Annotated in this window: 9 protein-coding genes; all 9 read left to right on the plus strand. The window is 60.5% G+C overall.

Going from position 1 to position 12,487, the window contains the following annotated elements; genetic code table 11:
• Nucleotides 1-337 precede the first annotated feature (337 nt).
• The 9 genes from PQB87_RS24030 to PQB87_RS24070 all read left to right on the plus strand — a co-directional run bounded on the left by PQB87_RS24030 (nt 338) and on the right by PQB87_RS24070 (nt 12,485).
• Nucleotides 338-3,946 (plus strand): SIR2 family protein, encoded by a 3,609-nt coding sequence (locus tag PQB87_RS24030; protein WP_124919378.1) that lies wholly within the window; start codon nt 338-340, stop codon nt 3,944-3,946.
• 852 nt (nt 3,947-4,798) lie between these two features.
• Nucleotides 4,799-5,185 (plus strand): transposase, encoded by a 387-nt coding sequence (locus PQB87_RS24035; RefSeq protein WP_226129905.1) that lies wholly within the window; start codon nt 4,799-4,801, stop codon nt 5,183-5,185.
• Nucleotides 5,173-5,517: an IS66 family insertion sequence element accessory protein TnpB gene (gene tnpB, locus PQB87_RS24040; protein WP_133372528.1), complete on the plus strand. Its 345-nt coding sequence runs from the start codon at nt 5,173-5,175 to the stop codon at nt 5,515-5,517. The genes PQB87_RS24035 and tnpB overlap by 13 nt, the downstream gene beginning before the upstream one ends.
• 65 nt (nt 5,518-5,582) lie before the next feature.
• Entirely contained in the window at nt 5,583-7,115 is a 1,533-nt protein-coding gene (tnpC, locus tag PQB87_RS24045; RefSeq protein WP_034195837.1) for an IS66 family transposase, read from the plus strand.
• Between the two features lie 426 nt (nt 7,116-7,541).
• Nucleotides 7,542-8,768 carry an IS21 family transposase gene (gene istA, locus PQB87_RS24050; protein ID WP_248557994.1) on the plus strand — a complete coding sequence of 409 codons (1,227 nt, stop codon included), beginning with the start codon at nt 7,542-7,544 and terminating at the stop codon, nt 8,766-8,768.
• Nucleotides 8,765-9,631: an IS21-like element helper ATPase IstB gene (gene istB, locus PQB87_RS24055; protein WP_489241748.1), complete on the plus strand. Its 867-nt coding sequence runs from the start codon at nt 8,765-8,767 to the stop codon at nt 9,629-9,631. The genes istA and istB overlap by 4 nt, the downstream gene beginning before the upstream one ends.
• Nucleotides 9,632-9,964: 333 nt before the next feature.
• Entirely contained in the window at nt 9,965-11,101 is a 1,137-nt protein-coding gene (locus PQB87_RS24060) for a TnsB C-terminal domain-containing protein (protein WP_236593027.1), read from the plus strand.
• Nucleotides 11,102-11,110: 9 nt separating this feature from the next.
• Nucleotides 11,111-11,980, plus strand: coding sequence for a TniB family NTP-binding protein (locus PQB87_RS24065; RefSeq protein WP_011548525.1), 870 nt, complete (start codon nt 11,111-11,113; stop codon nt 11,978-11,980).
• Nucleotides 11,973-12,485, plus strand: a complete 513-nt coding sequence (locus PQB87_RS24070; protein ID WP_011548524.1) for a TniQ family protein — start codon at nt 11,973-11,975, stop codon at nt 12,483-12,485. The genes PQB87_RS24065 and PQB87_RS24070 overlap by 8 nt, the downstream gene beginning before the upstream one ends.
• The last annotated feature ends 2 nt before the right edge of the window (nt 12,486-12,487 follow it).

Consider the following 12,487-nt stretch of genomic DNA (forward strand, 5'->3'; position numbering starts at 1 on the left):
TGAGCACCACTACTAGGCGCTTCGGCGCTGGAGAGACGACCAATACGGATTTTGAACGAAACAGGAAATTCCTGCACATGGTCGGTACGCCGATACTGGCCGCCGGCGTCGCGCTCGGCCATGGGCTTCTACCGTGGCTGGGATAAATTCAGGTCACGATAGTGAATTTGGGCGTTTTAGCGGAAGTGCCAGCGGGCATCGCTGCAGACCACAATGATCTACTTGACCGCAGAACAACTGCGGCTCAAATTCGTATCGACAATAGGACGACTGCTTTGCTCGCCGTCGACGGGCCGCGCGGAGCGTCCACGATAATCAAGAATAAGGAATAACTGAATTGACACTCCGATTCTCTGACGACGGCCCCGCGTTTCCTAACGATCTTGTGGACCGCATGCTCGCTGGCGAAGTCGTGCTTCTTTGTGGCGCGGGTGTCAGCGCACCTCAGTTGCCGACGTTTGGAGGCCTCGTCACCCAGGTCTACGAACGTGTCGGCGTCGTGCCAACCAAAGCGGAGTCGCTCGCTATCGAGCACTGGCGATACGAGGAGGCACTCGGCGCCGTGGCGCGTCGCCTCGTCAATCCGCAGCGAATTCATGAGGAGGTAGCAGATATTCTCGCTTCGGCGAAAGCGGATTTGCAGCACCACAAGACGTTGCTTCGACTATCGCGGGCCAGCGATAACAGATTGCTGCTCGTCACAACCAACTTCGAAGGTCTTTTCGAGCGCGCGCTAGATGAGGTTGAAGGAATTGGGAGCGGGAAGATTTGGAGTCTGGCAGGGCAGGCGTTGCCTCCGCCCGGCACGGATGGATGTCACGGTATCGTTCATCTGCACGGCCGGATCCGGGACGCTGTTGTAGGCCTCGAGGCTACGCCGCTTGTGCTTACAAGCGCCGAATACGGTGACGCCTACATGCGGTCGGGTTGGGCGTCACGCTTTCTATTTGACCTTGTACGGTGCAAGACACTCGTCCTTGTTGGGTACAGCGCCAACGACGCGCCGGTTCGATATTTTCTGAACCTGATGGAAGGCGACAGGGACCGGTTCGACGATCTGCGATCGGTCTACGCGCTCGACTCCTACCAACATGACGCCGCGGAGACGGAAGCACGCTGGGACACAATCGCGGTCGTGCCGATCCCCTACCGGAAGCGGCGTGATGATGGTAACGCACACAATGCACTTTGGGAGGATCTTGGCCAACTGGCCGATCTGGTCGAGCGACCGCGGCTCGCACGCCGCGAACGAGCCAAGATTTTCGCCAGATCATTCGCTTCAGTTACCGCAACTGAACGCGAGGAGGCCGAATGGCTGCTCAAGGGAAAGAGCGACTTGTGGGATGTGGTGGCAGCGACGGTCGGGGATCCAGAGTGGTTCGAGTATTTCAACGCGTCCGGACTCTGGAAGCCTGATGATGCGCCGAAGATCATTGCGAACTGGTGCTTCCAAGCGCTGACCGAGCGAAAGCGCCTCGAGACCGCAATTCACTGGCAAAGCAGACTCGGTCGGTTATTTACCGACGGCGTGCGCCTTGCCCTCGCGCTGCAGAAGGTGCCACAGCCGTGGGCGCGGGCGTGGAAGGTGCTCGCGCAGATGCCGCCAAAGCGTCATGACGTGATCATGCATCATTTCAGACTCGCGCAGGCGCTGGAAGGGCCGATTCATGACGATCAGGATTTACGGAATGCGGTCAAGGCGATCACGCCCCAGGTCGAGCTCAAGGCGCGGTGGTGGCCGACCGGGGAAAGTGCTCGGCAGGCGCCAAAGGTGCTTCGCGATATTGTTACCGTGTCGCTTTCCCTCGACGATCCGTCCGACATGGACAGAGTTGTGAGCGCAGTACTTCAGGTAAAGGGGCGCGAGCACAGGCTAGCCGAGCTATGCAATGGCGCGCTGTCAGATGTTATCGCCGCCGCAGTTGAGCTGGATATCGTCAATTCCGAATGGGATGCACTGGATGGGAATGTGCCAGCCGTCGAGGCGCACGACCAGAACCAGTATCACGACGGATGCGTCCATTTGTGCGTCGTACTCTCGGCGCTCATCGCGAGACTCACACCGGTGGATCCGGAATACGCTCGCTCGCTGGCGCAATCATGGAAGCGTATGCCCGGCCTCCTAGGTCTGCGAATGTGGGTCAACGCGCTAAGGCTCACACCGCTTTTCACTGCCGATGAAGCGGCTTCCGGGATTCTCGAACTGCCGGAGAAGGCTTTCTGGTATATCAACCGGGAACTGGTTTTGGCAATGCGAGAACGACTCGGCGAAGCCCAAGAAGGGGCGGTCGCGAAGATTGTCTCGCGTATTCTCAGGGAGTCGCCCTCACTTTATCAGGACTACCCGGTCGAGGGTGCCGACTGGCGTCCGCAGGCGAAAGACTACCGGGTTTGGCTGATGCTAACCGCGATCCGGCTTGCTGGCGTGTTGCCAGCTGAGGGGCTCGCAGAACTGGACGCTATCGCGTTACGTTACCCTTTCATCACCGGCGATTATGAGGAAGCCGATCTATTTGGAAGCTATTCAACCGGAGTGCATTCAGTACAGGGTGACCCGGCTCCGCTGATCGACGCCGAGCCCGATGACAGACTTCGCGTCGCGCGGACGTTACGTAACGATCGCGACTTTTCGTCCAGATTGAGTTGGTCCACGTACTGCGCAGCACAACCGGCCGCGGCGTTTGAGCTCCTGAATGCAGCGGCACTCTCGAACGAGAACCTCGACCTCTGGAACGATTTTTTGGAGGCGCTCACGACGCTAACGGTGGTGAGAACCGAGGTGAAGCCGGACACAATGGGCCTTGTTCGCCGGGCATTTGATCGCCTTTGCGCCGCTGAAGATGACTTTGTAGCTCCCCTGTTGTCCGCGCTGAGCTATTTGCTCAGGGCATATACAAAGGTTTCGGAACGATACTGCGCGGGCCAGTGGTGGGACCGATTGTGGAGACTCTGCGAACAACACGAGGAACCCCTTGCGGAAGACGACGCCGGTAGGTTTTACGACCGGCTGATCAATCGTGCGTCAGGACGACTCGCGGAGCTTCTGCTACTCAGGTTCGACCACCGCAACGCGAATGGTGCAATTGCCGGGGATGACCGTCAACGGCTCGCGGTGGTAATCGGGTCCGACACAGCGGCCGGATGGTTCGGACGTGGTGCGTGCGCATACAACGCGGGCTTTATCCTACATACGGATTGGAGGCTTGCGTTGGGACCGCTCAGGGAACGACTGTCCCGTGATGACAGCGAGGGTATTGCGCTACGATCGGTGCTGCTGGGTGGCGCCCCGCTGTCGTTCGCCGCGACGCGGGCCTACAAGCGCCCGCTGTTCAAGGCGGCGATCGAGGCAGGTACGACCACCGGACATTCCGCCGTGCACGTTGCTTCCAGGTTTCTGCATCCTCTGGTTAGCTGGCGGATGAGTCCGGGCACCGGGAAGCCGCCTATTTCCACGGAAGAGGTTCGCCGCCTCCTATACAGTGCGTCGCATACCGTTCTCGCCGGCGCCGCGCAGTGCATGCGAATCTATGTTGCGCAGATTGGGCACTCGCCGGAGCGCACCTGGCGCGCTTTTGTCGGTCCGATCTTTCATGCGGTCTGGCCACGCGAGGCGCGGTTTAAGCGAGCGTCAGTTTCGAGCGACCTTGCCGCGCTGTGCGTCGGCACCGGAGCGGTGTTCGAAGAAGCATTCTTGAGTATCCGCCATTTTCTAACGCCACTGGATGGCGGTGGTTACGCAGTATCGCAGCTTGAGGAGTCCTCGATGGAAGGCACTGGAGCCCATGCCTGTTTGCAGTTCCTTTGGATCCTACTGGGTCCGGGGGCCAGCGGCCGTTCAACGGAATTGGCAACGATACTCGATAAGCTCGTCGCGATATCTCCCCGGCTCGAAGTCGACAGACGACTGCAGTGGCTGGAACAAAACCGAGCGATACGTTTTGAATGAAAGTTTGCGTGCGGAGGGTAGAGGCGGGAACCGGGAGTAAAGTCCGGCCCGGTTCGCACTGTACGGAGCAGTCCAGCATTCGGGTGTCACAAATTGAATGCTGGGCGACCCGTAGGGCATTCGTCCGTAAGGGCACGCGGCCGCTGTCGCCGTCCTCGATGCCAAGTCTGGGCTTGCCGCGGTCCGCGTGCGGCAGTCGACGGTCGCGGAATCTCGCTGACGACCGGCCCGCGGCTATTGCTTGAATCCGCGGCGATTGCAATCCGCTGCAAGCGAGTTATTCACGATTAATGGCATAAGACCTTGATCTATCGGCTCGGGATGGCTCGCGCGAGCGTCGACTACCGATGTCACCTGTGCAACGGTCCTACCGGACAGACAGGTGTTGTAGAGTTCGTTGAACTCCGGGGTTGGCGCGAAAAAGCGGACGGTATCGAGTGCTCCAGCAACGTAGGTTTGCCGCTGCTCGACCGGAAGGTCCTTATACTGCTCCGGCGAGAAAGCTTGAGCTAGCTGGCTTCTCGGCGCCGCGGAGGCGGTACAAATGACGCCTGCTGTAGGCGTTCATTATTAGCGCTAGCCGTGTTCAGAAACGTTGCTAGCGGAAATTCTCAAAGAAGCCTCGGCGAACAGGGACTTTTTGAAGCTTTCTGGCGGCTGCTTGGCCGTTGCGTTTCTGCAACAGAAACTTGGCCAATGTTCACTAACGTTGCTAGCACGTTGCACGTGTCGCGTGGATTGATAGGGATCCATATGGCTTCGATGTAAGCACCCGGGGAAGTCATCTTGATCGCGTTAGGCGCGAAGGCGAGGATCGTGTCCATCTAAATTTTTAATGGACAGATGTACACGATGGATGAGACCGAGGTGATGCAGGAGGTTGTGCAACCGACGCGACGTCGGCGGCACAGCAAGGAGTTCAAGGCACAGGTGATCCGTGCGGCGATGCAGCCAAACGTGTCGATCGCGGCGGTAGCGCTGCACTACCGCCTGAATGCCAACATGCTGCGAAGCTGGGTGGCCGCCCAGGAAGAACGGGATGCGGCCGAAGCTGCCCGCAAGTCGATGAGCGCGCCATCGGCAGAGTTTGTGCCGTTACAGCTTGAGACGTGCGGGGCTGCATCTGGGGCGACGGAGATCCAGATCGAGGTACGTCGGGGTGCGGCGACGGTGACCGTGCGTTGGCCGTTATCGTCGGCCAGTGATTGTGCGCTCTGGTTGCAGGGATGGCTGCGGTGATCCGCATCGACGCGATATGGCTGGCGACCGAACCGCTGGATATGCGTGCCGGCGCCGATACGATTCTGGCGCGTGTGGTGAAGGTGTTCGGCGCAGCGCGCCCTCACCATGCTTACCTGTTCGCCAACAAGCATTCGACGCGCATGAAGGTACTCGTCTATGACGGCTTCGGAATCTGGCTGGCTGCGCGTCGTCTGAACAAGGGCCGGTTCGTCTGGACGAACGGCCACGAAGCAATCGCCGTCGCGTTGAATCCCGAACAGTTGCGGGCGCTCGTGACGGGGCTGCCGTGGCAGACCCTGACGCACGATCACGTCATCTGCGTGGTGTAACGCGTCGTCGGTGCCGTAAACAGTTTCGCTTCCGTGGCGGTGCCGGCTCTGGCAGACTGGGCCGTATGAACCTGCCCGCCGACCTCGATGCCCTTAGCCCGGAGCAACTGCGCACACTGGCCGCTCAGTTGATGACCCAGGTCGGCGAGACGCAGCGTGAACTGCACTACCGTCAAACGCGTATCGATCAACTGACGCACGAACTCTCCGTGCTCAAGCGCCTGCAGTTCGGCAAACGCAGCGAGCAGCTTGATACCGAACAGATGAGCCTGCTCGACGAGGCGATCGATGCAGACCTGGCGGCACTGGAAGCCGAGCTCGAACAGCTTCAACCGGCCACGCGTGCCGCTGGGCCTGGGCAACAGCCGAAGCGTGTGCCCTTGCCATCGAAACTGCCGCGTACGGACATCCATCACGAGCCGGAAGACACCACGTGCCAGTGCGGTTGCCAGCGGGAGCGCGTGGGCGAAGACATCAGCGAGAAGCTGGACTATGCGCCAGGCGTGTTCACAGTCGAGCGGCATATCCGCGGCAAGTGGGCCTGTCGGCACTGCGGGACCCTGATCCAGGCACCGGTCCCGCCTCACGTCATCGACAAGGGTATCCCGACCACCGGGCTGTTGGCGCAGGTGCTGGTTGCCAAATATGGCGACCACCTGCCGCTGTATCGGCAGGAACGCATCTTTGCTCGCGCGGGCCTGGCGATCCCGCAATCGACGCTCGGCGCGTGGGTCGGCATCTGCGGCGTACGGCTGCAACCGCTGGTCGATGCGCTTCGCGAAGCGCTCCTGCAGCGCGACGTGCTGCACGCCGACGAGACGCCGGTGCAGATGCTGTCGCCCGGCAAGGGCAAGACGCATCGGGCTTACCTGTGGGCGTACAGCACGACGCCATTCGCCGATCTGAAGGCCGTGGTCTACGACTTCGCCGGCAGCCGTGCCGGCGAACATGCCCGAAAGTTCATGGGTGTGTGGCGTGGCAAGCTCATGTGCGATGACTATGGCGGCTACAAGGCTGGATTCGAACTGGGCATCACGGAAATCGGATGTGTCGCTCACGCGCGCCGGAAATTCTACGAGCTGCACGTCAACCACCAGAGCCAGATCGCCGAGCAGGCGCTGAAATACTTCGGCGCACTCTACGACGTCGAGCGTGACGTCGCCGAACTGAAGCCTGATCGAAGACAGGCCATCCGCCAGCAGCGATCCAGGCCCGTTGCCGATGCGTTGCACGCCTGGATGGTGACCCAGCGCAAGCTCGTTGCCGAAGGATCGGCGATCGCGAAGGCGCTCGACTACAGCCTGAAGCGTTGGGAAGCGCTCACGCGCTATCTCGATGACGGGCACGTGCCCATCGACAATAACTGGCTGGAGAACCAGATTCGACCATGGGCGACTGGCCGCTCGAACTGGCTGTTCGCCGGCTCACTGCGCGCGGGGCAACGTGCAGCCGCGATCATGAGCCTGATCCGGTCGGCGCAGCTTAACGGCCATGATCCGTACGCCTACCTGAAAGACGTGCTCACCCGACTGCCCACGCATCGTGCCGACGACATCGCGTCGCTGCTTCCGCATCGCTGGTCGCTCGCCGCGGCTTGATCAGCGGTACCTCACGAGCCTCGGTGCCTTTACCGGGGGCTTACGCTTCGATCGAAGAGCGGGCCGCTCGAGCAGCGAAGATTGCGTCCGTGCTTCGACTGCTTGGCAACGGCGTGCTTTCCCGGCAGCAGGCTGAACGAGCAGCACAGCTATTAGGCGTTCACTGCACCACCGTATATCGCCTGCGTCGACGTTTCCTCGCAGATCCGGTCGCCAGCACATTAGAGCCAAGGCAGCCGGGTAGGGCGACCGGGGGCAGACTGTCAGCGTCGGATAGATACTCCCCACTTTCGTCGAAGTAAATTTCCCCAGTTTTCATGAGTGCGGTGCGCGGCAGGGATGCCGCGCACCGCACTGACTGATCACCGACCATATCGCCCTTGAGATCCGTCCTGGGAGGTGTCGGTGGTCGAGCTGGGAGAAGTGATGACGATTCTGGAACTGCACCGGCAGGGGCTGAGTATCTCTGCCATCGCCGCTCGACTGAACATGGATCGCAAGACGATTCGCAAATACATCAAGGATGGCGTTCAGGCGCCGCGCTACGGCCCGCGTGCACCGCGACCGTGTGTAGTCGACCCCTTCGTCAGCTATGTGACCGAACGCGTACGCACGTTCCCGGAACTCAGTGTTGAGCGGCTGCTGCGCGAAGTCCGGGCGATGGGTTACAAGGGTGGTCGCACTGCGCTGGGCGACCTGGTACGGGAGGTTCGGCCGCCACGCCAGCGCGGCTTCGAAGTGCGCTTCGAGACCGCCGCCGGCCATCAGGCGCAGGTTGACTTCGCACACTTCAACGTTGAATTCGACGACGCACCGGGCCAGCGACGCTCGATCTGGCTGTTCTCGATCGTCCTCGGACATAGCCGGTACCTGTGGGGCCGATTCGTTGAGCATCAGGACCTGCAGACGGTGCTGCGCTGTCACATGGAAGCGTTCGAACATCTGGGCGGAGTGCCGCGCGAGATTCTCTACGACCGGATGAAGACCGCTGTGCTGGGCGAGGTCGAGAAGCACATCGTCTACAACGCGAAGCTGGTCGCGTTCGCGCAGCACTACAGCTTTACTCCACGGGCTTGCAAGGCTTATCGCGCCAAGACCAAAGGCAAGGTCGAGCGCCCCTACCGGTACATCCGGCAGGACTTCTTCCTGGCTCGCCGCTTCCAGAACCTCGGCGACATGAACCGTCAGTTGCGCGAATGGCTCGACACGGTTGCCAATGTCCGCCTGCATGGCACCACGCATCGTGTCGTCACCCAGCACTTCAGCGAGGAGCGGCCCGCATTGCAGGCCTTACCCGCTGGAACGTTTAACGGTGTGATCCGGCTTGAGCGGCGCGTCAGTCACGAAGGGCTCGTATCCGTCGGCGGCAACTACTACAGCGTGCCGGACCGTACCCGCAGGCGCACGCTCGACATTCACAGCCTGGCTCACGAGATCCGCATTTACGAGGACGGGGAGCTGCTGGCCGTTCATCCAGTGCTCGAAGGCCGTCGACGAACATCGCTGCTGCCGGGGCACCGACGTTCACACGACCGTCAGAAGCAGGCTACACAGCATGCCGCTCCACTGCCAGCGACGCCGGTTGTGCGTCGCCCGCTGGCGTTTTATGACCAGGTGGCCAAACGCCTGGCCGGTGCCGGGAGGCCTGCATGAACAGCATGCCATCATCGACACTCGAACGGATTCGCCGATACCTGGTTGGCCTGCGCATGCCGCGAGCGCTCGAAGCGCTGGACGCCACCATGAAGCGTTTCGAGCAGGGCGACAGCTCCATGATGGAGGTGCTCGAAACCTTGTTGGGCGAGGAGTTCACGACACGTGAAACCCGGCGCATCAAGATGGCACTGCAAACTGCGCGGCTCGGTACGATCAAGACGTTGGCTGGCTACGACTTCAGTTTCCAGCCCAGCCTGGACCGTGATCGCATCATGGCGCTCGCGCAGCTCGAGTTCATTGAGCGGCGGCAAACAGTTCACTTCCTCGGCCCGCCTGGAACCGGGAAGTCCCATCTATGCGTCGCGCTCGGCGTCGAAGCCGTGCGAGCTGGCAAGAGCGTCTACTTCGGCACGCTTGCCGAAATTGTTGCCTCGATGGCCAAGGCCGAGCGCGAGGGCAATCTCACGCAACGTGTGCGATTCCTTGCACGCAACAGCCTGTTGATCGTTGACGAAATCGGGTACCTCCCGATCGGCTCGAACGGCGGCAACCTGTTCTTCCAGCTCGTCAATGCCTGCTATGAGCGATGCGCCATCATCCTGACTTCGAACCGCAGCTTCGGCGAATGGGGCGAAGTGTTCGGCGATAGCGTGGTCGCAGCGGCGCTGCTTGACCGTCTGCTACATCACGCCATTGTGGTGCAAATCGAGGGGTCGTCGTATCGCCTGCGTGAGCACGCCGATCTGCTGCCTGACCATCTGCGCAACCGCACATCCTCGCTGACCCCCGTGCCCGTTGAACCCGCTCGCCGGCGACCGGGCCGCCCCCGTAGGAGTTCACCTGATCACGATGGCGGCTGATCACCGTTCGCACAGGGTGGGGATTTTTACTTCGACACTTCTGGGGAAATTACGCCCGACGTTGACAGCAGACTGGACGCCGCCGTCGAATGCGTCATCGACGAGGCCGTGCACGAATGGCTCCCTGATCAGCGACACCTTGCGCATCCTGCAACTGATCTTGTACTTGAGGTGAAACGTCGCTGCAGCGTTGCAGGTCTATCGCCTCCAAGCAGGTCAACAATTGCTCGACGGTGGCTCTCCTATCGCGAGCAGGATGCTTTGGCACGAGCTGCGCTCCCGAACGCTGCAGTTGCCCCTGGCACATTCCAGGTCCGACATCCGTTAGATATCGTGCAGGTTGATCACACGCAAGCGGACATCCTGCTCGTTAGCGAACTGGACGGACAGATTATCGGTCGACCGTGGCTGTCTGTGGCTCTCGACGTTGCTACGAGATGTGTGCTTGGCTTTTATGTCGCAATGGAGAGGCCGGGGGCTGCGACGGTAAGCTTGCTCCTCTCGCGCGTAGTTCTGCGCAAAGAGCCGTGGCTCGAAAGACTAGGCGTTGAGGCTGACTGGCCGATGCGCGGTATCCCTCGAACGCTGCATCTTGATAACGCGGCCGAATTCAAAAGCCGTGCCCTTCGCAGTGGATGCCGCGAGTACGGCATTGAACTGATGTACCGACCGGTGGGCAAGCCGCACTTTGGTGGCCACATCGAGCGGCTGAACAGGACCTTGATGGAGCGCGTACGTGGCCTCCCTGGTTCGACTGGATCGTCAGTCAAAGGGCGCAAGGCGCGCCAGGCCGAAAAGACAGCTTCGCTTACGTTGAAGCAGTTCGAGCAGTGGCTGGCTGTCGAGATCGGTAGGCGTTATCACTGCGGCCCCCACCGCGGTTTGTTGGGACTTCAGCCCGCGCAAAAGTGGCAGGAAACATGGCGAGCAGCGGATTCACGATGCTTGCCAGCTCAACCGGATGCCGAACTGAAGTTTCTGATCCGGTTCCTGCCAGTCGCATCCCGGACCATTCAGCGGGACGGCCTCAAGCTCTTCCTGATCCGCTATTGGCATCCCTTGTTCGCGGCATGGCGGGAAACACGCCGGTCCGTGACGGTCCGCTATCACCCAGAAGACCTCTCGCGCATCTTCGTAAGCGCTGGCAGAGGCAGTTTCGTTGAAGTGCGATACGCGGACTTGCGTCGGCCTCCCATCTCGCTGTTCGAACAGCGAGCAGCTTTGCGAGCTATCCGGGCTAGGGGACAACGGGCAGTATCGGAGAGGGAGATATTCGAGACTGTTGAGCAGCAGCGACAACTGGTCGTCACTTCCCAGCGGGCTACTCGAGCGCGACGCCGCATGGCACGTCAAGCTGGCGGTTTGGTTCCGAAGAGCAGCATCGAAGATCTCTCACTCACTGAACAGCGGCAGGTCGAGCAGGTAAACTACGACGCACCAGTTACCGCGTATGACGTTGAACAGTGGTAGGGGGCCAGCATGAAGCAAGATGATTTCGCGCATCTGCTACCCGCAGCAAGAGATCAGGTCCTACTCGGAAAAGAGGATCGCATAAAGAGTCTGCTACGTGACCGGTGGATCGACTATCCCCGAGCGACTGAAGCCTTACAGCTACTGCAGCGGCTCTATGACACGCCGAGACGTGAGCGCATGCCGTGTCTTCTGCTGCACGGCGACTCGAACATCGGGAAAACCAAGATAACGGCCAAGTTCAGGCGAGCGCACCCCAGCGAGTTCGACGAGAGAACCGGGGTAGAGCGGTGTCCGGTCGTGAGCGTACAGATGCCTCCCACCCCCGATCAGCACCGCTTTTACGCCGCCTTGCTCTTTGAGCTCGGTGCGCCACATAACCCCGCTGCAGGGCTTGCCACACTCGAGCGGCTCGCTCGCGACATCTTGCGGCGGATGTCGCCGCAGATGCTAATCGTAGACGAGGTCCATCACCTGCTCGCCGGAACCTACCGTGAGCAACGCGCCTCTTTGAACCTTCTAAAATACCGAGCCAACGACCTGCAGATTAGCATGGTCCTTGTCGGTACGCGCGATGCCGTTCTAGGGCTTCAGACCGATTCACAGATGATCAGCCGCTACAGACCATTCGAGATCCCAAGGTGGAGGGAAAGTGAAAGTCTTCGCAGGCTCATGGCTGCGTTCGAGAAAGTCTTGCCGCTACGAAAACCATCGAATCTGTCGCGACGTGAGATTGTCCAGCTCGTTCTCGAGATAAGCGGAGGGCTGACTGGCGCCATATCTACGATCCTCAACGAAGCAGCAGAGTTGGCGATCAGGAACGGTGACGAGTGCATCGATATCGCTCACCTAGAACGAGTTGCCCGCGCGTATGTCTGACACCCACCGGCCGTGGCCCATCGCACCTCGCCCCTTCCTGGAAGAGGCGTTTGGTAGCTGGTTGGGTCGAATCGCGGCGCGGTATCAGACGAGCGTAGACCTGATCTGGGAATCGGGCACAGGCGTAGCGATGCCTAGCCTGACCAAGGCCGGCTGGATCCTCTTTCCCCCAGTTCCATCCGCAACTCTGAGCCGTCTATCTCGCGTAGCGCGGCTCAACGATGGCATTCTGAGCATGATCCAGACGCCGCATGAGTGGGTCTTCGACCAGAAGTACTTGGTGTATTGCTTCAGATGTCTTGTTCTGAACGACGCCGATGTCACTGCATCACGGTGGAAGAGGGAGTGGCTCGATCCGTCAGCCGACTACTGCCGGGTGCACCACAGCCTGCTCGAGACTGTTCCGCAATCGATTTTCGCCAGAGCTCCGAATTTCGACGCCGCGCTGCGGGCGATATCACGTTATCGATGCCCACCGCTTAGGCTGAGCAAAACACTACGCTAGCA

The sequence above is a fragment of the Burkholderia sp. KL41 genome, from assembly GCF_057005415.2.